This window comes from Oscillospiraceae bacterium (assembly GCA_034925865.1).
Taxonomy (GTDB): Bacteria; Bacillota; Clostridia; order Oscillospirales; family SIG627; genus SIG704.
The window spans coordinates 1-27,000 of record JAYFRN010000023.1 but is presented as its reverse complement, the minus strand read 5'-3'; the positions used below and the strand labels follow the sequence as shown (position 1 = coordinate 27,000).

General features: G+C 36.7%; 26 protein-coding genes. 15 read left to right on the top strand and 11 right to left on the bottom strand.

All coding sequences use genetic code 11. The annotated features are described in order from the left end of the window. Positions 1-17 precede the first annotated feature (17 nt). The 5 genes from VB118_08665 (at position 18) to VB118_08645 (ending at position 2,749) form a co-directional block, all read left to right on the top strand. Complete coding sequence (locus VB118_08665) at positions 18-875, top strand: GNAT family N-acetyltransferase (GenBank protein MEA4832673.1); 858 nt, start codon at positions 18-20, stop codon at positions 873-875. A 5-nt stretch (positions 876-880) separates the two neighbouring features. After that, the gene (locus tag VB118_08660; protein MEA4832672.1) at positions 881-1,132 is read left to right on the top strand and encodes a class I SAM-dependent methyltransferase; all 252 of its coding nucleotides are present in this window, start codon (positions 881-883) and stop codon (positions 1,130-1,132) included. 284 nt (positions 1,133-1,416) lie between these two features. After that, the gene (locus VB118_08655) at positions 1,417-1,674 is read left to right on the top strand and encodes a hypothetical protein (GenBank protein ID MEA4832671.1); all 258 of its coding nucleotides are present in this window, start codon (positions 1,417-1,419) and stop codon (positions 1,672-1,674) included. Between the two features lie 110 nt (positions 1,675-1,784). Next, positions 1,785-2,303, top strand: a complete 519-nt coding sequence (locus VB118_08650) for an AAA family ATPase (protein ID MEA4832670.1) — start codon at positions 1,785-1,787, stop codon at positions 2,301-2,303. A 137-nt stretch (positions 2,304-2,440) separates the two neighbouring features. Further along, positions 2,441-2,749 carry a hypothetical protein gene (locus VB118_08645; GenBank protein ID MEA4832669.1) on the top strand — a complete coding sequence of 103 codons (309 nt, stop codon included), beginning with the start codon at positions 2,441-2,443 and terminating at the stop codon, positions 2,747-2,749. A gap of 197 nt (positions 2,750-2,946) precedes the next feature. On the opposite strand, the gene VB118_08640 is transcribed toward VB118_08645, so the two are convergent. From VB118_08640 to VB118_08615, 6 genes are all read right to left on the bottom strand, one after another. Continuing rightward, on the bottom strand, positions 2,947-4,560 hold the full coding sequence (locus VB118_08640) for a chloride channel protein (GenBank protein ID MEA4832668.1): 1,614 nt from the start codon (positions 4,558-4,560) through the stop codon (positions 2,947-2,949). An 8-nt stretch (positions 4,561-4,568) separates the two neighbouring features. After that, positions 4,569-5,771 carry a flagellin lysine-N-methylase gene (gene fliB / locus VB118_08635; GenBank protein ID MEA4832667.1) on the bottom strand — a complete coding sequence of 401 codons (1,203 nt, stop codon included), beginning with the start codon at positions 5,769-5,771 and terminating at the stop codon, positions 4,569-4,571. 284 nt (positions 5,772-6,055) lie between these two features. Continuing rightward, positions 6,056-6,424, bottom strand: a complete 369-nt coding sequence (locus VB118_08630) for a DUF6483 family protein (protein ID MEA4832666.1) — start codon at positions 6,422-6,424, stop codon at positions 6,056-6,058. A gap of 46 nt (positions 6,425-6,470) precedes the next feature. Beyond that, complete coding sequence (locus tag VB118_08625; protein ID MEA4832665.1) at positions 6,471-7,808, bottom strand: hypothetical protein; 1,338 nt, start codon at positions 7,806-7,808, stop codon at positions 6,471-6,473. A gap of 277 nt (positions 7,809-8,085) precedes the next feature. Then, positions 8,086-10,095, bottom strand: coding sequence for a ferrous iron transport protein B (gene feoB, locus VB118_08620; GenBank protein ID MEA4832664.1), 2,010 nt, complete (start codon positions 10,093-10,095; stop codon positions 8,086-8,088). A gap of 2 nt (positions 10,096-10,097) precedes the next feature. Next, positions 10,098-10,325: a ferrous iron transport protein A gene (locus VB118_08615; protein MEA4832663.1), complete on the bottom strand. Its 228-nt coding sequence runs from the start codon at positions 10,323-10,325 to the stop codon at positions 10,098-10,100. Between the two features lie 516 nt (positions 10,326-10,841). Here VB118_08615 and VB118_08610 point away from each other — a divergent pair. Next, positions 10,842-11,564, top strand: a complete 723-nt coding sequence (locus VB118_08610; GenBank protein MEA4832662.1) for a phosphotransferase — start codon at positions 10,842-10,844, stop codon at positions 11,562-11,564. A gap of 73 nt (positions 11,565-11,637) precedes the next feature. On the opposite strand, the gene VB118_08605 is transcribed toward VB118_08610, so the two are convergent. Further along, positions 11,638-12,618, bottom strand: a complete 981-nt coding sequence (locus VB118_08605; protein MEA4832661.1) for a helix-turn-helix domain-containing protein — start codon at positions 12,616-12,618, stop codon at positions 11,638-11,640. Between the two features lie 495 nt (positions 12,619-13,113). Between VB118_08605 and VB118_08600 the strand changes: the two genes are divergently transcribed. The 6 genes from VB118_08600 to VB118_08575 all read left to right on the top strand — a co-directional run bounded on the left by VB118_08600 (position 13,114) and on the right by VB118_08575 (position 17,603). Next, positions 13,114-13,692 (top strand): DUF5317 family protein, encoded by a 579-nt coding sequence (locus VB118_08600; protein ID MEA4832660.1) that lies wholly within the window; start codon positions 13,114-13,116, stop codon positions 13,690-13,692. Next, on the top strand, positions 13,692-14,216 hold the full coding sequence (locus VB118_08595; protein MEA4832659.1) for a hypothetical protein: 525 nt from the start codon (positions 13,692-13,694) through the stop codon (positions 14,214-14,216). The genes VB118_08600 and VB118_08595 overlap by 1 nt, the downstream gene beginning before the upstream one ends. Continuing rightward, positions 14,185-14,823 carry an accessory gene regulator B family protein gene (locus VB118_08590; protein ID MEA4832658.1) on the top strand — a complete coding sequence of 213 codons (639 nt, stop codon included), beginning with the start codon at positions 14,185-14,187 and terminating at the stop codon, positions 14,821-14,823. The genes VB118_08595 and VB118_08590 overlap by 32 nt, the downstream gene beginning before the upstream one ends. 131 nt (positions 14,824-14,954) lie before the next feature. After that, a complete protein-coding gene (locus VB118_08585; GenBank protein MEA4832657.1) occupies positions 14,955-15,074 on the top strand; it encodes a cyclic lactone autoinducer peptide in 120 nt (39 codons plus the stop codon). 409 nt (positions 15,075-15,483) lie between these two features. Continuing rightward, positions 15,484-17,145 carry a diguanylate cyclase gene (locus VB118_08580; GenBank protein MEA4832656.1) on the top strand — a complete coding sequence of 554 codons (1,662 nt, stop codon included), beginning with the start codon at positions 15,484-15,486 and terminating at the stop codon, positions 17,143-17,145. Between the two features lie 269 nt (positions 17,146-17,414). After that, positions 17,415-17,603, top strand: a complete 189-nt coding sequence (locus VB118_08575; protein ID MEA4832655.1) for a ferredoxin — start codon at positions 17,415-17,417, stop codon at positions 17,601-17,603. 137 nt (positions 17,604-17,740) lie between these two features. Here the strand turns inward: VB118_08575 and VB118_08570 are convergent, their stop codons facing one another. Next, the gene (locus VB118_08570; GenBank protein ID MEA4832654.1) at positions 17,741-19,375 is read right to left on the bottom strand and encodes a class I adenylate-forming enzyme family protein; all 1,635 of its coding nucleotides are present in this window, start codon (positions 19,373-19,375) and stop codon (positions 17,741-17,743) included. Between the two features lie 516 nt (positions 19,376-19,891). Between VB118_08570 and VB118_08565 the strand changes: the two genes are divergently transcribed. Genes VB118_08565 through VB118_08555 form a run of 3 tightly spaced genes read left to right on the top strand, consistent with a single transcriptional unit; the run spans position 19,892 to position 21,670 of the window. Next, positions 19,892-20,119 (top strand): AbrB/MazE/SpoVT family DNA-binding domain-containing protein, encoded by a 228-nt coding sequence (locus tag VB118_08565; protein ID MEA4832653.1) that lies wholly within the window; start codon positions 19,892-19,894, stop codon positions 20,117-20,119. A gap of 52 nt (positions 20,120-20,171) precedes the next feature. Then, positions 20,172-21,026, top strand: coding sequence for an ABC transporter ATP-binding protein (locus VB118_08560; protein ID MEA4832652.1), 855 nt, complete (start codon positions 20,172-20,174; stop codon positions 21,024-21,026). After that, on the top strand, positions 21,023-21,670 hold the full coding sequence (locus tag VB118_08555; GenBank protein ID MEA4832651.1) for an ABC-2 transporter permease: 648 nt from the start codon (positions 21,023-21,025) through the stop codon (positions 21,668-21,670). Before VB118_08560 ends, VB118_08555 begins: the two co-directional genes overlap by 4 nt. A 235-nt stretch (positions 21,671-21,905) precedes the next feature. Here the strand turns inward: VB118_08555 and putP are convergent, their stop codons facing one another. From putP to VB118_08540, 3 genes are all read right to left on the bottom strand, one after another. Next, positions 21,906-23,396 (bottom strand): sodium/proline symporter PutP, encoded by a 1,491-nt coding sequence (gene putP / locus VB118_08550; GenBank protein MEA4832650.1) that lies wholly within the window; start codon positions 23,394-23,396, stop codon positions 21,906-21,908. A gap of 205 nt (positions 23,397-23,601) precedes the next feature. Continuing rightward, a complete protein-coding gene (locus VB118_08545) occupies positions 23,602-25,683 on the bottom strand; it encodes a hypothetical protein (GenBank protein ID MEA4832649.1) in 2,082 nt (693 codons plus the stop codon). 116 nt (positions 25,684-25,799) lie between these two features. Then, positions 25,800-27,000, bottom strand: a 1,201-nt coding sequence (locus tag VB118_08540) for a collagen-like protein (GenBank protein ID MEA4832648.1), incomplete at its 5' end; no start/stop codon positions are given.

Here is a 27,000-nt window from a genome sequence, read left to right as displayed (position 1 = left end):
AACCTCAACAAGAAGCAATCGAAATTGCATACGACACAGAAATAAACGACACTTTTTATGAACTGTATAGTATTTATCTGCACCCAAATTATTTTCGACAAGGCATTGGAATGCAAGCAATGAACTTTGCTTTTGATAAAGCTGTGAGCAATGGAAAGAGCAACATGATTTTATGGGCCTTTGCAAAAAATACAGATGCAATTAAATTTTATGATAAATGCGGTTATGTTGCTGACGGAGCAACAAAAATTTATAATTGGGATATTAATGAAATGTATCAGAATGAGGAGGAAAATATAATGCCGAATCTTGTAATAATATTAGGACCTCATGCCGTGGGAAAAATGACGGTCGGACAGGAGCTTGAAAAAATCACCGGCTATAAGCTGTTTCATAATCATATGACAATTGAGCTTATCAGAAAATTCTTCAGTGTTCACAGAAGCGAAGAGGGAAGACATTTATCGGAGGTGTTTCGTCGTGAAATATTTGAAACGGTTGCAAAAAGTGACTTATCGGGACTGATATTTACATATATGTTTGCTTTCGACATGCAGAGCGAATATGACTATATACAAAAGCTCATTGATTTGTATAAAAGTTACGGAGCAAAAACCTGTGTGGTTGAATTGTGTGCAGACTTTGATGTACGTATTGAACGCAACAAAACCGAAAATCGACTGGCAAACAAGGAATCCAAACGAGACATTGAACATAGTGAAGCTGAAATGCGATCTACCTCGGCGAAATATCGCCTTAATTCATATGATGGTGAAAATTTACCGTTTGAGAATTACATGAAAATTGATAATACCGAATTATCGCCCGAAATAGTTGCGCAGATCATATGTGATAAATTCAATCTGAAGGAGTGAAAATCATGTCAAGTAATCAAGATAAAATATTTGCCAGATATTCAAGACATTCAGAGGACGGTCGTGAGACTATTTCACGAACTAATTCGCTTGAATACTACTACACTAAAAAGCACCTGGAAGGATTCATCACAAAAGAAAGCAAAGTGCTTGAGGTTGGTTGTGCTACTGGGTATTATGGAATGCATTATGCTGACAAATGCGGTGAATATGTAGGTATTGACATTTATCCACCACACATTAAAATTTTTAAATAACGAATAAATGAACGAAGACTCACTAACGTATCATGCAGAATTGGCGATGCTATAAAACTTGAGGAAATTCCTGATGATAGCTTTGATGTAATACTCTGCTTCGGACCCATGTATCATTTGCCGCCCGAGGAACGTGAACTTGTTTTACAGAGTGTTTCCGTGTCGCAAAGTCAGGAGCTATACTTGCCTTCGCATATATTAATAAAATCGGTGTTTATACAGGTGCTTGTGTTTATGACGATTGGAGAAATATTTATCCGAATGAAAAAACAAATGAGTATGTATTGAACAAGTCAACGGATGATGAAAACCCATACCTTTTTCATTTTACAATGCCGGAAGCAATGGAAAGCATGGCAGTAAAATATGGTCTTTTAAAAATCAAGAACCTTGGCACTGACTTTTTTATAACCATGAAAATCGTTAACGACATGAGTGATGAGCGATTTGAAGTAATGAAACCGCTGTACGATCAAATGACAAGCTATGAATCCTGTACCGGCATGAGCAATCATGCATTGCTTATTTGCAGAAAGCAATAGCTCATATTCTGTTCTGTATATACAAAATGAAAAATATGGAGAAGGGAATTAATCGGCAATAAAATAATTACCGCTCAGTCAAGGTTTATTAATCGCCGTTTTAATAATATATGAACCCAACACAAAAACAACCGTTATTTATAATAACTGGAGCTTCCTGCGCCGGCAAGTCAACAACTTGTGAAATTCTTTTCAGAGATGAAAAGGATTATATCGTTATGGAAAGCGATTTGCTATGGAATAATATCTATAACACGCCGGAGGATGATTATCGCGAATACCGCCGTCTCTGGATGAGAGTATGTGCAAACATATCTCAGATCGGCAAGCCTGTTGTGCTGTGCGGATGTGCTGTACCTGATCAGTTTGAAAATGCTCCCGAACGAATTATGTTTTCTGAAATACATTATATTGCCATAGTATGCGGTGAAGACGAATTAAAAAAACGAATGCAAAATGGCAGGGGCGTCACAGATGAAAACTGGATAAAGAACTCTGTTGATTTTAATAAATGGCTAATAGAAAATTCGAAAAAAACAAATCCGGAAATATTCCTTTTAGACATAACTATTTTATCGCCGGAAGAAGCCGCTTCAGCGATGAATAGAAGGATCATGAGTTTTTTATGAGGTGTGAAATATAAAAGCTAAACATCTGATTAACCGAAGATCTTCTCTTTTTTTATTAAACATAGTCAAATAATGAATTTTTCATTGATAATTAAAATATCATTATTATCGAAGACTATATTAAAAGGAGAATACTTATGCCAGATATCACGGCTCTGATCACATCCTTCGGCATTTTAGTGGGAATTACGAATATAATAACAGAAGTCTTGAAAAAAATATTATGGAACAAAATACCTACATCGTTGCTCGCTTTTATAGTATCACAGCTTATCACTATTTCAGCTTTTATCAGCTATTGCGCTTTTAATTCAATTCCGATCATGTGGTATTACTTCCTGGGTGTTATTGTTTCAGGTTTTATGGTGGCTTATGCCGCAATGTTTGGTTTTGACAAGCTCAGGGAGATAATTACAAGCATGGGTATAAAAGACAAAGAACAATAAATTCCTAATCGAAAATTATTAAACGGCAATTAAATAATTCATGTATATAAGAGAGAGATGCTCATATACCAGAGCCTTTTCTCTTTTTAAGCGGTATTATTTAAATGCTGAGTTAATAATAAATCCCGTCTACCGGTTAAATGTTGCCGGTGGACGGGACATTTTTATATTATGCTTTGTTTTACTCAACTCTTTCGCTATTCCTCTGTGGATTTTTGTAATATCTTGTCTTTTAGCTCAAGAAGCGACTGCTCTCCCATTAGATTGTTCAGCTCTTCTATTATACTGTCCATATCATACGTTTCAATATGCATCAGAATTTCATCTCCGTCACCAAGAGGTTTTCTGATATTTGTCCCATCGGGATGAATAACGGAAAGGACAAGACATGATGCCGGCCACAATATATCTCTTGCTTCTTTTCCGCTGACAAAGGAACCAGGGAGGACCTTGCATTTAACTTCAACGATACGGCAGCTTTTTCCTTTTCTTAATTTCCCGATTTTATGTTCTATTACTATATCGTTGATTGATGCGAATCCTGCTGTTTCTAGAATGAAATATGATGTATATACACCTAAAACTATGAACATGGAGTTATTAAGTCCGCCGAAAACTTCAATAGCAAAAATAACTGCCGTAATAGGTGTTTTAAAAGCGGAGCCCAAAAAAGCGGCTATTCCTATTACTATCATTGCAGTGTAGTATTCCTGATTAATGGCGCCTGAAGCGATAATACACTTAGCACAAAGCGAAGCGCTGAGAGCTCCGAATAAAATGGTCGGAAGAAATAGACCTCCGGTGACTCCGGATATGCTTGAAAACAGCGTCATTACACATCGAACCGCGAAGATGATTATCAACATATACCAAACAATGGAACCGGTGAAAATCTTTTCGACAACATCATGTCCTGATCCGGTAAAATTATATGACAGCATTCCAATCAAAACAGTTAATATGAATATAAATATTATTCTGAGTGTAAATGGAAAATCAACAAGCTTATTTGAGAATTTTTTTAATATTTTATAAGAGAACAATATCAATATGTTACTGATTCCGGCGCAAATACCCATTAGAACAGGAATCCAAAACATATTAATTCCTAAAACAGCTTGCGCTTCCAATGAAAATCCGGAAATACTGATTCCCAACGCGTTTGACAAAGCTGATGCGATAAAAAATCCAGAAACAACGCTGACAGATGAAGAAAGCACTATCATAGGAGTAAATCTGCGGTGAGCTTCTTCAAGAGCAAAAAAAATACCGCTCACAGGAGCGCCGGTGGCTACTGCAAATCCGGCGGAAGCTCCGCCGGTCATTATATATCTTTTCAATGCTTTATGCTTTTTACCGGACATCTCAGCGCAGCCCATGCCTATGCATGAACCCATTTGCACGCTCGGTCCTTCATTACCAAGAGGTACTCCCACAAAATATGTGATTAGTGATGAAAAAAGCACACATATTAAATCGCGAAACCATTTTATGCTTATAAAGCCACGCAATGCGGCGATAGCGGTTGGTATTCCGCCGCCTTTAGCTGAAGGTGAGCGCTTTAGAATATACACAGTAATTAATGCAAGAAGGGCTGCTATAGCGCAGGCCAACGTTATATTTAATAGATTTTTCTCTGCAAAAATGTATATCTCATGTGATTTTTTAATTATGATATTAGATATTACTTTATATATGCATACCCAAACACCAGTAAAGGCTCCGGCAAGAGCGGGAAGAAATAAAGTAGAAAAAGCAAAGCTTACCGCATTTTTAAGCTTTCTTACGGTATTATCGGTAAAATTGTACATAACTACCTTTATATATCTGACAAACTATTAATTAGTACTTTTGATGAAACACAAAATGACCGGAAAATAACTTCTGCGTTCATATAAAACGATGTATGCTCGATGAAATGCATTATACCTGAAACCGAATCTGTAAAATCATCTTTTTCTGATTTATCATTCATATAACATGCTGTTGTGAGCTTAATAAGTGAATATACCGCGCAGAAAGAAACGAAGGTATTTGCGGGCGATTCTTTCGGATCGGAAAACGGAAAATTTTCATAAAACATATGATTAACAAGAATTTTTTCAAAATACAACGGATAATCCGGTAAAACTGTTTCCAGATGAGAAAGTGCTTCCGTATATTTATGCGAGGCATATTCAAGTTCGGTCTGATCCGGTATAGTATATTCATCAAGCTTGTCTGTGTTTACACCCAGGTATTTCAGACACATGAAACCATAAGCTTTAAGCTCTCTGCTTACGTTTCCCAATATAGAAATAAGTTTTATCGCATAAATAAATGAATATGAAAATGATGAGAAGCAGAATATGTCCGGATACATTTCAAGCTGCACACCTGTTTTGTCAGTTATGTATTTACCAATTTCTATTATACGATCTTTAATTTTAAGACTTCTATCCTCCATGATGCCGATACAATGATATAATATATCTCTTTTATAACCTTCAAGCACATAGCTGCAGGTAGGAATATCAGAAGGGTCTATAGTAATTTGCTCCGAAGAAAACGTCAAAGGAGCAGTAGAAGAAATCAATAATTCAACGACTTTTTCACAGCTGCATGAACAGACACATTCCGGAATATAACCTTTTCTGATAGCGCGGGGATATAGCTTGCATATCTTCGGAAGTGAACAAGGCCCGCGATCTGCATGTAACATACAATATCCGTTTGCCATAAGCAGCGGACAGCGTCCATCCGAATCCGGAGCAACAAGAGCATAGCGTTCCTGATATGGATGATCGCATATTACAAATGCTCTGTCAAGCCTGGCACGCAGTTTTTTCGAGCATGGAAGCCCGATCAGTCTGTTATATTCTTCGTATGAAACGGATATGCCCCAGCCCTGGCAGCAAATGCTTCGGCATGATGAGCATTTGCATGAAAAATCCTTGTAATAATCAGGTACGATAAATTCGGCTGATTTCGTATATTTATGCTCCGTTTCAATAAAATAAAACTGAACTATTATAATCCACAATTGAATGAAATGTCAATATATATTTTAATCAATATTGTATGTATTGTTTTCTCCTTATACGTAACACAATATAAAATATATATACATTTAACAATCATAACAATAATGGAATTAAATACATCAAAAAATAAAAGCGAAATAGCTTTCACTTTTATTTAGAAAATTATAATTATGTTACAGATTTATTATTAACTCGGCATTTAAACAATTACCGCTTAACGTGAGAAAAGACTCTGGTATATGGGCTTTTCTCTCTTATAAAACACGGCTTATTTAATGCCGTTTTAATAACTGTAATACGGAACGCCCAGGTGATTAAGCACCGTGATAAGTCCGTCTAATATTTCGCTTCTTGAAAAACCGCACTGGACAAGCTCCTTATCTGTCATTCTGTTGAGAGTCTGATAAAAATCAAGCGCAACAAGCAGAAAACTACCGTCACGAGCTTCCATAGCTTCGAAAAGCTCATTCTCCGCTTCATTAAGCTTGTTTTCACCTATAAGCTTTTTAATTTTTTCGTATATTTTATCAGACACCAGGCCGGGCATTCCCGATGGAGAGTATTCGATATCATCAATTTTATAAACAAGCTTTGCTACAAATTGAATTATAATATTTATTTGGCGTAATACCCAGTCTTTTTCGTAATACATAAACTCTCGTTTTAACAGAAGTAATTATGCAGTCTTATATTATGCGTTATTCTATTGTAATAAAAACACCCTCGCCGGATTCTAGAGTAAGTTTATAACCGTTACCGGCGTTTGTTAAAACAGTCGGCACACCTTTGATATACGCTGTTACGGTGCTTTTGTCGGAAGTCAATGTAAACAATACATCAGTTGGTAGTTTATCAGCAAGCTCGCTCATATTGACAATAGTAAAAGCTTTCGAATTACTGTCGTTATCTTTATCAAAACATCCGACAAGTATCGATTGAGTGGTTTCTATTGTTTTTATAATGTTGAAATTATTATACTGATCTGTATAATTCTTAACATAAGCAGGTACTTTTCCGCTATTTACAGTATATGCACCGAGACTTTTATACTTCATATAAATGTTGGAAAAAGATTTTATTTCCGAATTCACTTTCTGTACTCTGTAATATAATTCGGTTAATTCACCGGCCGTGCTTACAAAGCCTGTCGGGAAAAGATCACTCGGAGCGCCTCTCCAATATATAATAACCTTTGATCCGAAAGAAAGCGCCGTATATAGCTGGAATCTTAAATCTTCTATGCTGGCTTCACGATTGTCATAATAACTGTCCCATCCAATAGCTTGGATATAAGTTCTGAAATCAAGGTTATGGCTTCTGCATTCATCGGCGACAATTGCAAAACAATTAATGAAGTTATCATATGTATGCATTTCGCCGTTATCATATATTGTCAACGGATATATATCAACCGATATAAAATCCGTCGCAACCTTATCAGCAAATTCCTTAACATATTTTTTATAATCGCTTGTACCAATTTGTTGTTCTGTAGCATAAAGAGGCAATAGATTAACTGAAGCAAATTTATCCGGGAATGCTTTTTTATAAGCTTCGGTTATTTTAGTAATAGTATTATAATCATTTATGCTTGGCTCATCCCAGAGGATATTGCCTAAAAAAGCAGGGCTGTCCTTATAACTTGCGGTTAATTTAGCAATATTGGCATATGGGTCACGATCCAAAGCGTCGTGAATAAGATATTTTAAATCATTTTTTTCACATAAATCCAGTATCTTTTTATTGTATCCGTCTATTACAAAATCTATTCCGGCATCCTTGAGTGCTTTTGCATGCTGTTCATCTGTAAAACCGGAAAGAAAGCCATTCCACACGCCAAACTGAATATTTTCTTTAAAATTTTTATAAACATTATCACTTGCCATAATCGTGTCATCTCCGTTTTCAGTATTAGAGGTTATTGTATCTGAATTGGAATCCAATGTTCTTAAAGTATCAGAAGTATCAATGCTTTCTGAACAGGAAGCAAGAAAAAGTAGTAATACGCAAAAAATCGATAAATAGATTTTATTCATATCAGACTCCATTATTATGATTATTAAAACGGCAATTAAATAAGTGTTGTTTTATAAGAAAGAAAAGTCCATATACAAGAGCCTTTTCTCTCTTTTGGCGGTAATTATTTAATTGCCGAGTTAATTATTTGAATTAAGCGGTAATAATATCTCCGATAAACTGTGCGATTCTTGTAATATAAATTAATGTATTATATGCCGTTAATATATTGCTACTTAATCACAATGAATCAATTATATCACTGCTTATCCAATATGTAAAGACAATATGTAAATATTATAATAACATACTGCCTATGTTATATACAGCAAAAGAGCATATCCATGCGATTACGCACTGAGATATTACCACACCTAAAGCTTTCCATCCAGAACCAAGCTCTCTTTTAATAGCGTTTACAGCGGCAATACAAGGAGTATAAAGAAGGGTGAATATCAGAAAACTAACGGCCGACAGACCATTAAACATACCGGGAAGAACTGTGTTCAGCTCAGACAAACCTGATGAAGACAATACGCTTAAAGTCCCGACAACGGCTTCCTTAGCAGAAAAACCAGCTATTAATGAAGATACTATTCTCCAATCTGAAAAACCGAGTGGCTTGAAAACAGGAGTTATTGCCCTGCCAAAGAAAGCAAGGAGGCTATTGGAGGAATCTGTAATAAAATTAAGCTTTGTATCAAACGAGCTCAGACACCAGATTATCAAAGTAGCGTAAAGAATGACAGTAAATGCTCTCTGTAAGAAATCGTTTGCTTTTTCACGTAAAAGAAGCAGAACACTTTTAAAAGAAGGAAGTCTGTAGTTAGGAAGCTCCATAACAAAAGGAACCGGTTTTCCGCGATAAGCAGTCTTATTCAGAATAAGAGCTATTACAATACCGATTACCATACCTATTATATAAAGCAAAGTCATTGCCAACGCGGAATGAGCAGGAAAGAATGCGGCGCAGAAAATTGCATATATAGGTATTTTAGCGGAGCAGCTCATGAACGGTATCAACAGAACGGTCATGTGTCGGTCGCGTTCACTGGAAAGCGTGCGTGTCGCCATTACGGCAGGTACCGAACAACCGAAGCCGATGATCATAGGAACAAAGCTTCTTCCGGAAAGGCCGATATGGCGCAACAACTTATCCATAAAAAAAGCAACTCGCGTCATATATCCTGTGTCTTCAAGAATAGACAGAAAGAAAAATAAAACCAGGATTATCGGAAGGAATGACACAACCGCTCCTACTCCGGCAAATATTCCGTCGGTTACAAGACTTTGAAATACAGGGTTTAAATTGTATCCAGACAACGCTTTTCCGACAATGTTACCGAGCGAGTCGATTCCTGTCGACAAGAGCTCAGAAAAAAAGCCACCGATTATACTGAACGTAAGCCAGAAAACCATGGCCATTATCGCTATAAAAATAGGTATTGCAGTAAATTTTCCTGTGAGAATCTTGTCAAGCTTTTCGCTAAACTTTCGTTCCTTACTTTCACTGCCTTTGATCACAGACGCTTCGCATACTTTGGTTATAAAGTCATATCTCATATCAGCAAGCGCAGCGTTGCGATCAAGTCCGCGCTCATTTTCCATCTCTATGACCGAATGCTCGATAAGCTCAACTTCATTTTGGGAAAGAGCCAAGCGTGTAATAAAATTCAAATCATCTCCCTCAATCAGCTTTATAGCGGCAAAGCGGGAGGGTATACCAAGCTTTTGGGCATGATCTTCAATTACATGAGCAACTGAATGTATACAGCGATGTACGGGTCCGGGAGAGCAAAGCTCCGTTACCGCAGGCCGAGTTTTTTGAGAAGCGGCATTGACAACAGCTTTTATAAGATCTGAAATACCTTCGCCTTTTGCTGCGGATATAGGTATAACCGTTATGCCCAGCAACTCGGACATCCTGGTAATATCAATTGAACCTCCGTTTCCCCTGACTTCGTCCATCATATTCAATGCAAGTACGGTCGGCACTCGCAGCTCAAGAATTTGTAGCGTCAGATAAAGATTACGTTCTATATTAGTTGCATCGACAATGTTTATAATGGCATCGGGCTTTTCATTCAGAATAAAATCTCTTGTGACGATTTCTTCGGCGGAATACGGCCGAATGGAATATATACCCGGAAGATCTACGACAGAACAGTTTTTATAATTATTTATAAATCCTGATTTTTGTTCTATTGTCACTCCGGGAAAATTACCTACATGGCAATTTGAACCTGTTAGCGCGTTAAAGAGCGTTGTCTTTCCGCAGTTCTGATTTCCGACAAGCGCAAAAGTCATATTCAGGCCTCCTCGTTAAGTTCTATAAGAGCCGCGTCATCTTTTCTGATAGTAAGCTCATATCCGCGTACCGAAATTTCTATTGGATCTCCCATAGGTGCAACTTTATGTACTGAAACCTTTGTACCGGGTATAAGGCCCATGTCCAGCAGCCTGAGGCGCAACGTGCTGTTTCCGTTTACTGAACGAATTACAGCAAAGCGTCCGATGGGCAGCTTATCAAGATTCATAAATCCTCCAAAACAATGATGAAATATAAGTTAGTCAAAGCTAACCGTATATAGGTTAGCATATCCTAACCGTTTTGTCAAGAGGCATATTCGATATTTATTTAATCTTCATCTCTCTATTATTGTACAAAATACTTGATATTGCCGAGTGAAAATGCTATAATTTATTAAAAAGTTATTTTATAAAAGGCAAATAAATAATGTTATATATTAACTGCAATTAAATATTCCGTTAAAATGTAAAAAGATCTGGAATATGAGTTTTTATCTTGAAAAATCATTACAACGTGAAATAAAATTTTAGATGCCGATGTTTAAACAATGAAATACATGAAAAACAAATTGTGTATTCAATACGGTGAAAACAATAATGAAAGAATTTAATTTCGTAAAAATTGAACCTATTAAAAAAGGTTGGTCGGAAGATAAAAAATATTGTATTAAAAAGCCGGACGGAACGAGATATTTACTCCGGATATCCTCAATAAATATGAATCTCGTAAAATGCTTTATGATATGCTTAACAGAGTTGTTCTTCTTAGTATTCCAATGTGCGAGCCTGTAGAATTCGGCGTTTGCGAAGATGGCGTCTATATACTGCAAAGCTGGATTAACGGCGAAGATGCGGAAAAATCGATACCGCTGCTTCCGAATTCTGAGCAATATTTATACGGTGTTGAAGCCGGTAAAATATTAAAAATTATTCATACGATATCAGCGCCGCTGACGCAGGAGGATTGGGAAACAAGGTTTAATCGAAAAATCGACCGTAAAATAACGGGCTATATGGATTGCCCAATAAAGATTGACGGCGGCGAAACGCTGATTGAATATATTAATGCAAATCGCTGTTTGCTAAAGGGAAGACCGCAATGCTTTCAACACGGAGATTATCACATCGGGAATATGATGATTGAACGTGGAAGACTTGTAATAATAGATTTCGACCGTTTTGACTTTGGCGACCCGTGGGAAGAATTCAATCGTATTGTGTGGTGCGCACAAAAAAGCCCTTGGTTTGCAAGCGGAATGATCGATGGATATTTCGATGGCATTCCTCCCGCTGTATTTTGGAAGTTGCTTGCTCTTTATATATCAAGCAACACGCTTTCATCAATTTTCTGGGCAATACCATTTGGTAAGAGCGAGATCAATACTATGGTAAATCAAGCGAAAAATATTTTAGAATGGTATGATTATATGAGAAGCTACATACCGGAATGGTACGTAAAACCTTAATATATTACAGCCGATTATATTATATAAAAACACAGTCCTTCGTGAAAGCGAAGGACTGTTACAATAGTTTCAATTATTTCTTTATTTTCATAGCTGCGGAAATACCGCCGAACAGAATTCCTGCAATGGGCCAGACAATCCATGTTATCTGCCAGTCTCCGCTTATAAAGCTCCATGCGAGATACCCTGCGACGATAATAGGCCAGTATATACCACCAATTTTTTCGGCGGCTTTATTCGCCTCGACTTCCTCAGGTGAATAATCACCCTCTCGTAAAAGAAGATCATAGCTCGTTTTAATGTTACCAAAGGATATGAATAAATACACAGCAATCGCAACCATCGCAAGCAATAACGACAACAACAAAACACATGTAAAGCCGGACGCGCCGGACGCGCCTGCAACGATAAGCGGAACGGAGCAGAGGACGCAAAGAGTTACACCGGTTATAAGACTCACAATATAATTGTGTTCAAATGAATGTTGCTTATTCTTTACGATGCCGGCAACGCCGTATTCAAGTTCAAAATCAGTTTTCGTAAGATATTCAAATCTTTTTGTTTTAAATCCGTTCGATATAAAAATTCCAACAGCTATAGCAACCATTATTAAAAGAACTGGTACACCGATTCCCGCTGCTAAAGCTTCACTTATATTATTGCCCCATGGGTTATTCTCCGTCATATAACCGAGAATTATAAACAAAATAGGCGATAGGACACAGAGTGCCGCTCCGATGCCTACTCTTACGCCTTCGGATTTTTTGGTTTCCATAAATTCATTCGTTTCTTGAATAGACACACGGACTCTTGTTTTGTCATCAGGAGTGTCTTCGCCAGTGTATTCGATTTCCTCTATGTTATCTTTTAGAAGATAATCAGTCGTAACTCCGAAAAGCGATGCCATATCGATAATTTTACTTATATCCGGTATGCTTGCTGTTGATTCCCATTTAGATATTGATTGCCGGGATACATTAAGCTTTTCTGCAAGCTCTTCCTGAGACCAACCGTTCTTTTTTCTGAGATTAAGTATTTTCTGTGAAAGTATCATCTGCATTTCTCCAATTGATTATATAAATTACGGCTTTTTCTGAGTGACTTCCTTTGCCGCAAGAAAATAATAACACTTTCTGTGGTTGCTAACAATCAATCCCGCTTTGAAATATAGCAACCGGCGGTTGCTTCTCTATCATTATTGATTGCATTTTATAAAATTTGACGAATTTCTGAAGCTTTAAGTTGAAATTTTATTTATGCAAAACCGAATAATGCTTTTCTGATTTCTATAGATAAGCTGACGAATATTATGATCTATTATAACATATGTTACTTGATGTTGTAAATATATTTATAATAAGCCATGTTAATAAACAATAAATGGATATATTAAAATATAGTTGTATACTATATAATAATTAATAAATTCTATAATATGTCTATTTGGGGGTCATAAATTATAAACTTACTGTTGTTTTTTTGGAAATATTGTGATATAATGTCCATAGATGTAAAATAAGGTATTTATTCGTGAAAGGCTGGAGACGAATTGATAGTAGAGATATTTTTAGTATGTCTTCTCGCTAAAGTTAATCACTATAAATTAAAATATCTGTTTTATACCTGGACATTTTATATTGTCCTGTTAATTCAATGTGTATTAGTTTATATAGAATTCAGTGTGTTTTTCAATGATTACTATTTTATTCAACATGTTTATTTAATTGAACCCGCTATTATTTTGTCTTTTATGTTTTCAATGTTTGTCTATAAATTATACAAACCTGCAATAACTGGATCATTTTTTATAGTAATAGGTACTCTTCTAAATAAATTCGTAATTTCTCAAAACGGCGGCAAAATGCCTGTGTTTCCGAGCTTTTCATATATTACTGGATATGTGTCTCCTGAGTTGCTTGGTTCGGTTGACGGGCTTCACGTCCTCGGCGGTTCGAATATAAAATTTAAAATTCTGACAGATTATATTGATTATGGTTACAGCATATTAAGTCCGGGCGATGTATTTATTCATTTGTTCGTATGTATTATGCTGTATTATTTAATAAGAGCTTTAAATGAAAAATATAGTAATAGTAATGATATAAGCGGTTTTAGGAGGAAGATTTAATGGGCGGAATCTCAGTAAAAATGATAACGCTGCTAATAATCGGTCTGCCTCAGTCTGTTCTTGCCGTTCTTGCCGTTCAATTTTTCACGAAAACTAAAATTGATATCAAGAAATTTTTACTTATAAGTTTAATTTGCGCTGTTTCCACATATCTGTTCAGGCTTTTACCGATCGCAATTGGCGTAAATACGGTGTTAACTCTTTTCGTGATAATCGTTTCTTTTCAATTTATATATCGAAACCAGCTGTCAAAGGTAATAAATGTAATAATATCGGCTGTTGTTTCTTTTATTTTAATTGTAATTTCCGAAGTATGCAACATGCTTTTGCTGACATTAATTTATGGCGGTTATGATGAAGCGTCTAAATTATTGAATTCAAAGAATGGTCTGACACAGGCTCTGAGCGGTATTCCGGCTAATATATTTTTTGCGATATTTATTTTTGTTGGTTATTATATATTAAACAAAATTGAAGCAAGGAAAATGAAAGATGGAGAAACTGGCAAGGAAACTGGCGAATAATATTTCGCTGTCGCTCGGTTATGACAGCGAAAAAGAAGCTGTTATTGCATATGGTTTGATTGCAATTATTCAAATTGTTTTCACTACTTTGCTTGTATTACTATTCGGATTATTGATCGGTACTCCTGCGGAAGCATTGATCGTATGCTTTTCTGTCAGCTTTTTAAGAAAATACAGTGGGGGGGCTCATGCCAGAACCGCCGAAATATGCACTGCCTTCAGCGTATTTTACTGTATTACGGCAGCTGTTATAGCTAATAAGTTATTAACAGTGATATATAATCCATTTATTATGACGGCCGCAATTATTATAATATATTTGTTATCATATATTATTGTTTATAAAGTGGCACCGGTTGATTCCCCGAATAAACCAATAAGAACGGAAATCAAGAAAAAGAAAATGAAGAAAGGCAGCTTCATTGTTCTTTCAATATATTTTATTATTTCTGTGCTGCTTTTAGCATCTGGATATAAAATGTTCTTTTCATATGGAATCAGCTTGCTTTTTGGAGTGAGTTGGCAGATATTTACTCTTACTCACACAGGTGCCAAATTCATTGATTTCATAAATCATATGTTTACATATAATGAAAAGAAATCATAACCCAAAGATGTTGGTGTTCTTTGACCATTAGAGCATGATTTAAGCAATCATAAAATCAATCTTTATCTTATTGATATTTCAAATTGCATTGGCAATTTGTGATAAATATTTATAATAAAAGGAGGAGCATCATGAAAAAGCTTTATGGCATAATCGCAGCGCTTTCCACATTGGTCGCGGCGTTGGTTGCATCTTCTGCTTGTCTTTATTTCATTTACCAACCCGAAGAACCGAAGTCTCTCAACGACTAAGCACAGCAACATAATAATATATAGAAGGCGAAAAGCCTTCTATATATTATTATAATGCTTATAATGATCTTCGTAATTGATAATTAATCAGGTTTTAAACACGAATATTATCAATATCGAGTTTAATAATCAATTTAGAAACAGCAATCACTGCTTCTCATTTATGTTGCGATTAATATGGTCTTTTCTCTTGTAAGACAATGTTTATTAAATTGCTTTCATAATTATATATAAAATGATTTTCTTGGAGGAAAAATTATTTTTTGGATACTTATAATATAATATACACAGAAGAGAAATAAATAGATATTTATATATACGTCTTTGATTATAAAAATTGAAAAATCATTTAAGAGTGAAGTAATAACGCGTATATTATGGGAAATAATGTTAAATAGAGGAATTTAATATGTTAACAAAAGAAAATGATAAAGAAACACAGATTAATCAGATATTAAACATAGTTAAAATAGCCTCTTTGTCATTTCCGGCTATTGCTCTTCTGCAGTATAATTCGTTTAGATATAATGATATTGTGCTTTTTTTGAAATCCGGTGTAATGATAGCTTTTGTTTTATTGTTAATATTAACAACATATATATTATGGGTATTAATACAATCAAAAATCAATGATAAAAATCCGATAAAAAAATGGATCGATCCATTAATATCGATGACGATCGCATTTTTGTCAGTTATGTTGACAGGTTCATACGAAAGCAGTTATAAATATCTATTTTTATTTGTCATTATTTCATCCAGTATAGAATGCACCATGAAGGAAAGTATATTAGTTTCCGGTATGTCGGCTATATTTATTTTAGGAATTGATCTTGGTTTTGCGCCTAAAGCGGAAATAAATACATTTTTCGAAAGCGACATTGTTCTTGCTTGCGTTTTTTTAATCGTCTCATGGACAATAGGATATTATGTCAACCTTAGAAAAAAACATATTGAAAATTTGAAAGAGCTTGTCAATATTGACGGACTTACCGGGCTTTATAATCACCGTTATTTTTTTGATTATTTATCAAGAAACATAAAGGAAAGCGAAAATGACGGCAGTGAATTGTCATTATTATTTATAGATATAGATAATTTTAAATATTATAACGACCTTTACGGACATCAGAAAGGTGACGAGGTTCTTAGTGCAATTGCCGGTATTATTAAAAAAGTCGCGCAATGTAATTCATTAATTAGTCGTTATGGAGGTGAAGAATTTACAGTTTTAATGCCAAAAACAAGCGAAGCCTCCGCTATTGAAGAAGCGGAAAAAATACGAAAATCAGTACAGGAATATAAATTTGATGGACAGGAGAATCTGCCGGGCGAAAACCTTACAATATCTGTAGGCGTATCGGTTTTCCCGATAAAAGCAAAGACAGGTACGGAGCTATTAGAAAAGGCAGATGAAGCTTGTTACAGAGCAAAGTTTTTATCGAAGAACCGTGTCGAAGCATATTATTCAATTTTGGAAGAACTTAAAAACAATATATATAATATAGACAGTGATACGATTGCTTCAACAAAAACTTTAATTGCGGTCATAAATGCCAAGGATAAATATACATATGGTCATGTGGAAAGAGTTGTTTACTACTGTACGCTTCTGGCAAGAAAGATGAAGCTTGTTGATACAGATAAAAAAAGGTTGATATTTTCGGCTTATCTTCATGATATCGGAAAAATTAATATTTCAGAGCAAATCTTGATGAAAACAGAGCCGCTTAACGAAGAGGAATGGGAAATATTAAAAAATCATCCTCAAAATGCAGTGGAGATTTTAAAGAATATAGGCTCATTGAATGAAATGATTCCGATTGTATTGCATCATCATGAAAAATATAATGGCACTGGATATCCCGATAAGCTTAAGGGAGAGGAAATTGATTATTTAGCAAGGATGTTGACAGTCGCAGATAGCTTTGATGCCATGACATCAATGAGACCGTATCAAGCTAAGAAAACATTTGATCAGGCAATAAGTGAGTTAATCAGATGCAGCGGAACACAATTTGATCCTGAAATTGTAAAAGCGTTTATAAGCGCCATTCAAGAAAGACAATAATTATGCTCCTTACACTCATATAATGGTACTTCACTTACGAGCTTTTTACTGGTGCAAAAAATTTGGTTCAGCTAGGTATTATTATTCCCAATTAAATAATTACCGCAAAACAATACTTATTTAATTGCCGTTTTAATAATGATAATATAATGTTTTTATGAATGATTACCTGAAAAAAACGACAATATAATAATGGTTTTTATACAGAAACGTTGAATTAATGTCAAGGCGTTTTTGCAATAATAATTAATATGAAGGAAGTTAAGCATATGAAAGCAACTATAGACAGAAAAGGCTGTATCGCCTGCGGACTGTGCGTGTCAACCTGTCCGGAGGTTTTCCGGATGGCTGATGACGGGCTCGCCGAGGTTTATACGGATCCTGTTCCAGAATCTGTGGAGGAAACAGCGACCGAAGCGCAAGAAAACTGTCCTGTCTCTGTTATAACGGCAAAATAACTTTAAAATCTGTTTTTTAAATCAATTATAATAAAAGTTGTTTGTTCTTTATTAGAACGAACAACTTTTTTAAAGCAGATTTATTCCGTGATTCTATAGATTTATATCATTAATATCACATATAAAAACCAGGTTAATTACTTAGTGGTCTGAACTTCTACAAGTCTGCCACCGCAATATTTCTCACGTAGCTTTGGCTTTTCGATCTTACCGGTAGGATTTCGCGGCACATCATCAAAAATTATTTTTCTTGGACGCTTGTAGCGGGGAAGAGCCGTACAATACTCATTAATTTCATCTTCGGTAGCTGTTTCACCATCTTTGATTGATATTATTGCCGCGGCAATTTCACCGAGTCTGTCATCCGGAAGTCCGATCACCGCAACATCCTTTATTTTTATGTTTGCGCGAAGAAAATCCTCTATCTGTACGGGATAAAGGTTTTCTCCTCCGGTTATGATAACATCCTTTTTACGGTCGATCAGATATATAAAGCCATCATTATCAATTCTGGCCATATCGCCGGTGTAAAGCCATCCATCTTTTAATATTTCAGCAGTTGCTTCGGGGTTTTTGTAATAACATTTCATAACACCGGGGCCCTTAACCGCGAGCTCGCCAACCTCATCGCCCGAAACTTCATTTCCGTTACTGTTTATTACTTTTGTTTCCCAGAGATAACCCGCTTTTCCGATCGCGCCTACCTTATTAATGTTCTCGACACCGAGATGAACACAGCCGGGACCGATTGATTCTGAAAGACCGTAATTTGTATCGTACTGATGATTCGGAAATATTTTTTTCCATCTTCTAATCAAACTCGGAGGAACCGGCTGCGCACCGATATGCATAAGTCGCCATTGATCAAGGTTATATTCTGACAGTTTTATATCGCCGCGATCTATACTGTCTAGAATATCTTGCACCCACGGGACAAGAAGCCATACGATCGTGGCTCTCTCGCTGGATACACAGCGAATGACCCATTCAGGCTTTACACCACGAAGAAGAATCGCTTTTGAACCGGAAATAAGACTGCCAAACCAATGCATCTTTGCGCCGGTATGGTAAAGGGGAGGAATACAGAGAAAAACATCATCCTTCTTTTGCCCGTGATGATGCTGCTCGGTAAGGCAGGATGAGACTAGCGCAAGGTGACAGTGAAGTATTGCTTTTGGAAAGCCGGTAGTGCCTGAAGAAAAATATATTGCCGCGTCATCGTTGTCGTTTAATTCGACTGCCGGAGCCACGGATGAACAAAATGTGGTAAGTGTATTATAACTGTCTGCAAAAATCGGCAGATCACATCCGACATAAAACATATGCTTAATGCCTACAAGCTTCTTTTCTATCTGTTCGACACGACCTACAAATTCAGGCCCGAAGATAAGCACTGACGCGTCAGAAAGCTCAAGGCAGTATTCGATCTCATCAGCGGTATAACGATAATTCATTGGTACCGCGATAGCTCCTGTTTTAAGAATACCAAAATATATAGGAAGCCATTCGAGGCAGTTCATAAGTAAAATTGCTACTTTATCGCCTTTTTTTACACCTCTTGTTAAAAGAAGATTGGCAAAGCGGTTTGCTTTTATATCAAAATCACGCCAGGTCATCTCCCTGCGGTATTTGCCACCGGGAGCTGATTCAATTAAATTATATTCACGCCATGTGATGGGATGAGAGGGCTGCATTTCAGGATTGATCTCAACGAGCGCAATATCATTCGGCCATAATTTTGCGTTTTTTTCGAGAAAATCGGTAATCGGCATTTAATGGGATTCCTTTCAAATGTGAATTATAATGAGTAAATAAAAGCCCTTGACAAACCAATGGTTTGTCAAGGGCGAAAAATCGCTGTACCACCTTGCTTCGCCTGCGTGAAATTCACGAAGACCTCTTTAGCATACATAAATAATGCTTGCCGCGATAACGTGCGGACGCGTCACTGTCTACTTGGTATTTGATAAAATGATACATACACCGTTCGGAGTGAAGCTCTCAGGATGTATTCATAAAGTAAATCGCGCGCCTCTCACCGTCCGGCAGCTCTCTTTGCGTATTAAAGCTTTATTACTTCTTCCCGGTCATTGCTTTTGTCGAAATAGCAATATTAAATTACAATTATAAGTATATCATTATGAATGCATCTTGTCAATGGAAATAATTAAAAATATCGTAAACCGATACAGAAAGCAAATATATAACTTGACTTCATACAGTAGAAGTGCTATAATTCCAAACAGTAAGAAAAGTTATACAAATCATACTTTATGTGAGGATTATAAATGAATAAGGGCAAAGGAAAATATGCCTGGACGGTAAAAGTAGGGGAAAAAGGACAGATCGTAATTCCGAAGGAAGCAAGAGATGTTTTTGGTATATCTCCAGGTGACACACTGATCATTCTCGGTGATATAAAAAGAGGAATAGCAATTCCGCCTAAAAATTCATTTGACAAAGTCGCTTCTCTGATTTTTGGCGGCATCGTTCCTGAAGGCGAAAATGAAGAATGAATAAAGAATGAATGCAATTTTTGCGATAAAATAAATATAGAGGATTATGACAATGAAAGTATTATCAGTTGATAAACTCACAAAGAAATATTCATCGTTTAAACTCGATGATGTTTCATTTGAGCTGGAACCCGGGAGGATAACCGGATTTATTGGTAGAAACGGAGCAGGGAAGACAACCACACTAAAATCACTTTTGAATTTTGTACATCCGGATTCAGGTAAAATTGAATTCTTCGGGCTTCCTTTCGCTCAGAATGAGCTTGAAATTAAAAAAAGAATAGGTTTTGTTTCAGGAGGTATAGATTATTATTCAAAAAAAAAGCTTAAAACAATTACTTCTGTAACAAGCTGTTTTTATGAAAAATGGGATACAAAATCATATAAAAAATACACTAATATGTTCTCACTTGATGAAAATAAAACTCCGGAACAGCTTTCAGCGGGTATGAGAGTAAAATATTCTCTTGCTCTCGCTTTATCTCATAACGCTCAGCTTCTTATTCTCGATGAACCTACAAGCGGATTGGACCCTGTATCACGTGATGATCTTCTTGATGTATTTTTATCACTTTCTGATGAAGGAAAAACTATATTGTTTTCAACACATATAACTTCCGATCTTGATAAGTGTGCCGATGATATTATATATATAAAAGACGGGAGAATAATCGCTTCCGAGGCATGCGCGGATTTTGTCGGAAAGTACCTTGTTGCAGAATACGCTTCGGCACCGTCAGTACTTGCCGGGAGCTTAATAGGTGAAAAAAGAGCAAAGTTCGGCTATTCGGCATTAATTGAAAAATCTTCATATGAAAATTATAAAACAGAAATTAATAATACCGTAATCAAAGATGCCGATCTTGAAAGCATAATGATTCATCTTGATAAGGAGGAGACTCTATGAAATTTTTGCTTGCAAAGGAATTCAGTCTTGCCATACATCCTACAAATATATTATTTATGTTTTTGTCCGCTATGATGTTGATCCCAAACTATCCATATTATGTTATATTCTTTTATACGTCTCTAGGTATATTTTTTATTTGTCTTACAGGGCGTGAGAACCACGATATATTTTACTCTATGCTGCTCCCTGTACGCAAGCGTGAAATTGTGAAGGCAAGGATTTGGTTAGCGGTGATACTGGAAGCAGCACAGCTTATATTCTGCCTGCCTTTTGCAGTAATCAGAGGGACATTTAATATGCAAGGAAATGAAGTGGGAATGGACGCGAACATAGCTTTTTTTGGAATTTCATTAATAATTATCGGTATATTCAACTTTGCTTTCTTCAGACGATATTACTCCTCACCTGATAAAACCGGTAAAGCTTTTGTGTGGGCCAGCATAATCGAATTTATATGTATAACGATCTTTGAGACATGCGCACATGTAATACCGTTTTTCAAAAATGAACTTGATACTCCTGATCCGGAAAACCTTACGCAAAAACTCATTGTTTTGTCTGGTGGAATAATTATTTTTATGGCTCTTACAATATCTGCATATAAAATATCCGTGAAAGCTTTTGAAAAGCTTGATTTATAAAATATTAAGGGTTGTATTCTTACGCCATTATGGCATGTTGATACAACCCTTCAAATTTGAGGTAATTATTAAAACAGCAATTTAATAATCCTTGTTTTAAGTGAAATAAGTTTGCTGCTTATTAACTCAACAATTGAATAATTACCGCTAAAAGAGGGAAAAGCCTTTGATATATGGACTTTTCTCACTTTTAGAAAAAACTTATTTAATTGCCGTTTTAATAATAAACATCAGATTATTCTTCGTCCGTTGCTTTGTTTGCGGATTCAAAATAAGAGCTGCTGTCAATTATATTTTTTGCGTCAGATTTTGAAACAAGCACGGCGCATATAAATCCTATTATAAATCCCGGTAAAAGCTCATACACACCGGTTGATGATGAAAGGAACATCAGCCAAAGGACATCAGCAACAGTGCCTCCGAATATACCTGCAACAGCTCCTTTGTATGTGCATTTTTTCCAGAACAGAGATAAAAGAATAACAGGACCAAACGCGGAGCCGAAGCCTGCCCAGGCATTTTCGACGAGATCCATTATACTTCCGCTTTTTGGGTTTATTGCGATAAAAAATGCAATTATGGTAATGATCATAACAACCGCACGACCAATCCATAAAATTTCTTTATTGCTTGCATTTTTACGGAGAGGTTTGTATATGTCGCTTGTTATCGCTGAAGCAGATACGAGAAGCTGTGAATCTGCAGTACTCATCGATGCGGCGAGAATTCCGGAAAGAAGAATTCCGGCTATAAAGGGAGGAAACAAATTTCTTGCCATATGTATAAATACTAGGCTCGAATCCTGGTTTGAAAGTCCCGGTATGAAAATCCTACCAACCAGTCCGACCGCAACAGCGGCTGTGAGCGCCGCAACAACCCATACAAGAGCAATTATTCGGCTTTTTTTAATCATTGAAACTTTTTTGATTGACATAAACCTTACAAGGATATGAGGCATACCGAAATATCCGAGTCCCCATGCAAGTCCGGAAATAATTGATGACGCACTCGCCCAGTCGAATTTTCCACTAGGAAGTAAATTCCAATAATGCTCACTGATCCCTACTGCCGTGCCGATATCAAGTGTGTTGCCCTGTCCAATTGCTATAAACGCTACTATCGGAGTAATCATTAAAGCAACAAGCATTATCATTCCCTGATAAAAATCAGTCCAGCATACCGCAGCAAATCCGCCAAGGAAGGTATATAGAAGAATAATACAGGTAGCAATTAAGGTGGCAATATTATAATCAATACCTAAAACAGAATTAAATAACAATCCACATGCTTTGAAGCTTGAAGCAGCGTATACCGCATAGCAAACAAAGAAGACCGATGCGCATATTACCTGTAATAACATGTGTCCGCCGGCAAAACGATTTGATAAATATTGTGGTATTGTTATGGAGTCATTTGCAATTTTCGAGAATTTGCGAAGTCGCGGCGCAACATAAATCCAGTTCAATATGGTTCCGATAAGAAGACCTATTGCTATCCACACCTTGCCCATACCGTACGCGAGAATAGAGCCGGGAAGACCCATGAGAAGCCAAGCGCTCATATCTGATGCTTGTGCGCTGAGAGCCGTGACCCAGCTGTTCATTTTACGTCCGCCTAGAAAATAATCCTTTTCATCTCCTCCTTTTGTTTTCAGAAAGAAATAAACACCGATACCTACGACAAGCAGGAAATATAGAATAAACGCAATTAGCTCGCCGATGTTCATAAATTATAACAACTCCTGTCATTTAATATATATATTTTTACATATGATAACATATTACACTGCAGAAATCAAGAAAATAATTCAATATTTAAAGTTGTTATTTGTATAATTGCAGAATTCACTGAATATTTTTAACCAGTAAAAACGCAGAGAGAAGCTTTTAACAGCTCTCTCTGTATAAATATTAATTATAACAATTAAAATATTATTTTTCGAATGAATATGTGAGTACTTTAATTGCATCAGTATCAGAGGAAATCGAAAATTTCATACCATCTCCCGATACATTATAAACTCCATAAATCCATTCTGAATTTTTATCTATGTTATAGTAAAAGCTTTGTGTATCTGTTGAAATTGTTAATGTACCCGCCGACGAGGCAGTGACTTTTAAATAAATATTAACGGTCTCATTTGATAAAAGCGATTGATCAAACAGCCAAACGGATGAGTTATTTCTAAGCTCTCCTAATTTACTGACATTTGTCATAATACTCTTGAACAATTTACCGTCTTTGTTTGGAGATAACTTTAAATAATATCCGTTCGCAGACAGCTCACATGAAGCTCCATCCGCGATTACAGCATTATTATATACAAAACCGTTCATTATATAAGAGTCGCATAGTGAAATAGGATTAATAGGGTTTTCCGTCCAATATTTACTCGGAACAATTGAATTTATTTTCCCGTATTCGCTCATACCGAAGCATAATTCATCTATATTAATACAATATGGCGATTGACGGAGCGAACAATCAAGAACGGAAAGATTATTATCAAAATATGTGTCATTGCTCAGAATCAAAGTTGTTTTCCTTCCGTAAGCATATGATACTGTGCTTTGAACGTCATCAGTAAGTCTTTCATCAGTATTATATAAGCATTTTACATATCCGCAGATATTTGACAGCAGGATAGTGCAAGCCATAAAAATAATAACAGAATTGCGTTCCTTTTTGCCAAAACCATTAGATAAGAATTGGTATGCCATATAAAGCAAAAATGTCATGACTACAACCTGCATAAACAGGCGTGAATTGAAATCGCCTCTTGAAAATGTAATATAAGAAAGAGATATTGCATCCACGCAATATGATTCTCCGGATAATATTGATGTGAACGACTGAGTGGCGAACACGGCAATTAAATAAGAAACGCCAAGCATCATTATGCCATGCGGTTTCTTGTTTTTTAATTCAGGTGACAGGAAAAACATAAAAAATAAGGGCATAAAGGGAAATAAATATCTGATATGAATTCGTCCCGCATGGAAATTTCCAACCGTTTCACTTGCATAAAACATCCAGCAGGCTCCTGCGGCATACATCGCAAGAACAATTACTGAAAAAATTATCAGTCTGCGCTTATGGTTCGGAAATTCTTTTATTGATGCTAACGGGATAAGTATGGGAAATATTCCGAATGCGATTATTGTATAAAAAATGTAAAGCAGCATTCCGGGAAGAGTTCTTGAAATATGCTCGATCATATTTGCCGGAGCATATGTGTTGTATATAGTTTCAACCGAAGGGTCAATTTTTAATTTTGCGACACAAATAAATCTGAATACAAAATATAATAACGAAAATACACCGGTAAAAATCGCGAATTTTATAATAGCTTTCTGGTCTTTGTTCTTTATAGAATAAATGATTAAATACAGTGAAAATGCAATGACGAGCGCAATTGAACCGGATTTTGACAGATAAAGCAAAAAAGAAATAATTGCACACACGGAAGCTCTAAGTGATGAAATCGGGCAGCCATCCGAGAAAGCAGGGAGCATTAAGAATATTGCAAACAGAAAAATCGGATAAACAAACGCTTCGGTCATCAGCCTTGACGCCATGATCATATCCGGTATGAAAAGCGAAAATAACGCGACTGCATAGGCGGTTTTTTGATTATTTAAAAAGCGGTCAGCTATATAAAATGCCGGAAATACGGCAAGGCTCATAATAACAGTATTGAACAGTTGTACAACTCTGAAAATATTTACTGACGCAGGGAGCGCAAAAAAAGGGGAAATTACAAATGAATATAAAAGAGTATAATATGAAACCGGCTGTGAACGCATCGACACAATTCCGCTTTCATGAATAGAACGCGCAAGATTCATATAAATATTCTCGTCAGGTAAAATGATGGGATTTTGACTCGTAAATAATCCGATAATAAATCTTAACGCTGTGAATATTATATAAAAAGCCGTCAGTACGGCTATCGGTTTTATATTACAAATATATTTATATAGTCCTGATCTATTGTTTTTGCTTTTTTCCATATGTAATATTCTCTCAATTAAATTAATTGCTGATTTAAGATAAAATATGTGTGTATTGCAATATAACACAGTCGAGAACGGCGGAAATTGCTCCGCCGTTCTCATGATTGAATTAATTAACTAATTTTAATAATGCTAAGTTGGGCGCCGAGGGACGGAGCTAAAACCATAGTAATTGGAGTGGGAGTAGTATTACGCAAAGTAATAACGTTGCCCGCTATCAGATTGAGCATTGCGGTTCCGCTGACAGTATCCGTATTGTTTATTAATGAGATATACGTTGACGCATCACAATTATTATCTACCGCGATAGCTATCTCTGCTCCTGCTCCTGCCGTATATGAAATTGTATATGAAATCATATATGTTCCGGTTGAGTTGATCGTATAAAAGGTTGTGCCAGGGGTATGACTGATAGGGGGGAGAATCGGTCCGTTATGTGAAAAAGGAACATCGGCTCCGCCAGCGATTGTTGTATCACCAACAGTCGCTATATCATATATATAACCGAAATCACTTGTGATTGCACCGGTAGCGCCGGTTTTACCTATTGCGCCAGTAGCGCCGGTTTCACCGGTGGCACCAGTTACGCCTGTAGCTCCGGTATCACCCTGTATGCCTTGAAGACCCTGAATACCTTGAAGACCCTGATCGCCCTGAATACCTGCATTGCCTGTAGCACCTGTGGCACCGGTTGCGCCTGTGGCACCGGTTGCGCCGATTTCACCAGTTGCGCCATTAGCGCCTGCAGCACCAGTTGCTCCGGTTTCACCAGTGGCACCAGTTGCACCTGTAGCGCCTGTAGCGCCTGTAGCACCTACTGCACCGTCAGCACCTGTAGCACCGTCAGCACCTGTTGCACCTACTGCGCCTGTTGCGCCAGTAGCACCTGGAGCTCCAGTGGCGCCTGTTGCGCCAGTAGCACCTATACCTGTAGCACCTGTAGCACCTGTAGCACCTGTTGCTCCTGCAGGACCCTGAGGACCTTGGGGACCCGGTAATCCGGGTACTCCAGGAATACCGGGAGCTCCTGTGGCGCCTGTGGCTCCGGTCGATCCGGCAAATCCACGGTAACCTTGCTCGCCTATGGCACCTGTCGCGCCTGTAGCTCCTGTTGCGCCAGTGGCACCTGTCGCGCCGGTCAGCGCGGCGTCAATATTTATTTTTTCAGTAATTGTGTTCTGTCCGACATATTTTATCGCGCCTATATTCGCCGCGTTATAATATATCTTGCCTTTAACTGTCACATTTTCAAGAGTAATTGCGTCATCGCTGTTATCGGCGGTTATGAACAGGTCTCCGTCTATCACCATATCG

Excerpts from the sequence above, each read along its gene's own strand:
- VB118_08590 (MEA4832658.1), top strand. The coding sequence starts at position 14,185 with ATGGAGAAACTGGCAAGGAAACTGGCGAATAATATTTCGCTGTCGCTC.
- VB118_08630 (MEA4832666.1), bottom strand. The coding sequence starts at position 6,424 with ATGTATTACGAAAAAGACTGGGTATTACGCCAAATAAATATTATAATT.
- VB118_08570 (MEA4832654.1), bottom strand. The coding sequence starts at position 19,375 with ATGCCGATTACCGATTTTCTCGAAAAAAACGCAAAATTATGGCCGAAT.
- VB118_08640 (MEA4832668.1), bottom strand. The coding sequence starts at position 4,560 with ATGTACAATTTTACCGATAATACCGTAAGAAAGCTTAAAAATGCGGTA.
- VB118_08575 (MEA4832655.1), top strand. The coding sequence starts at position 17,415 with ATGAAAGCAACTATAGACAGAAAAGGCTGTATCGCCTGCGGACTGTGC.
- VB118_08585 (MEA4832657.1), top strand. The coding sequence starts at position 14,955 with ATGAAAAAGCTTTATGGCATAATCGCAGCGCTTTCCACATTGGTCGCG.
- VB118_08555 (MEA4832651.1), top strand. The coding sequence starts at position 21,023 with ATGAAATTTTTGCTTGCAAAGGAATTCAGTCTTGCCATACATCCTACA.
- VB118_08560 (MEA4832652.1), top strand. The coding sequence starts at position 20,172 with ATGAAAGTATTATCAGTTGATAAACTCACAAAGAAATATTCATCGTTT.
- VB118_08645 (MEA4832669.1), top strand. The coding sequence starts at position 2,441 with ATGCCAGATATCACGGCTCTGATCACATCCTTCGGCATTTTAGTGGGA.
- VB118_08565 (MEA4832653.1), top strand. The coding sequence starts at position 19,892 with ATGAATAAGGGCAAAGGAAAATATGCCTGGACGGTAAAAGTAGGGGAA.
- VB118_08660 (MEA4832672.1), top strand. The coding sequence starts at position 881 with ATGTCAAGTAATCAAGATAAAATATTTGCCAGATATTCAAGACATTCA.
- VB118_08545 (MEA4832649.1), bottom strand. The coding sequence starts at position 25,683 with ATGGAAAAAAGCAAAAACAATAGATCAGGACTATATAAATATATTTGT.
- VB118_08595 (MEA4832659.1), top strand. The coding sequence starts at position 13,692 with ATGGGCGGAATCTCAGTAAAAATGATAACGCTGCTAATAATCGGTCTG.
- VB118_08650 (MEA4832670.1), top strand. The coding sequence starts at position 1,785 with ATGAACCCAACACAAAAACAACCGTTATTTATAATAACTGGAGCTTCC.
- feoB (MEA4832664.1), bottom strand. The coding sequence starts at position 10,095 with ATGACTTTTGCGCTTGTCGGAAATCAGAACTGCGGAAAGACAACGCTC.
- VB118_08615 (MEA4832663.1), bottom strand. The coding sequence starts at position 10,325 with ATGAATCTTGATAAGCTGCCCATCGGACGCTTTGCTGTAATTCGTTCA.
- VB118_08625 (MEA4832665.1), bottom strand. The coding sequence starts at position 7,808 with ATGAATAAAATCTATTTATCGATTTTTTGCGTATTACTACTTTTTCTT.
- VB118_08610 (MEA4832662.1), top strand. The coding sequence starts at position 10,842 with ATGCTTAACAGAGTTGTTCTTCTTAGTATTCCAATGTGCGAGCCTGTA.
- VB118_08605 (MEA4832661.1), bottom strand. The coding sequence starts at position 12,618 with ATGATACTTTCACAGAAAATACTTAATCTCAGAAAAAAGAACGGTTGG.
- VB118_08580 (MEA4832656.1), top strand. The coding sequence starts at position 15,484 with ATGTTAACAAAAGAAAATGATAAAGAAACACAGATTAATCAGATATTA.
- putP (MEA4832650.1), bottom strand. The coding sequence starts at position 23,396 with ATGAACATCGGCGAGCTAATTGCGTTTATTCTATATTTCCTGCTTGTC.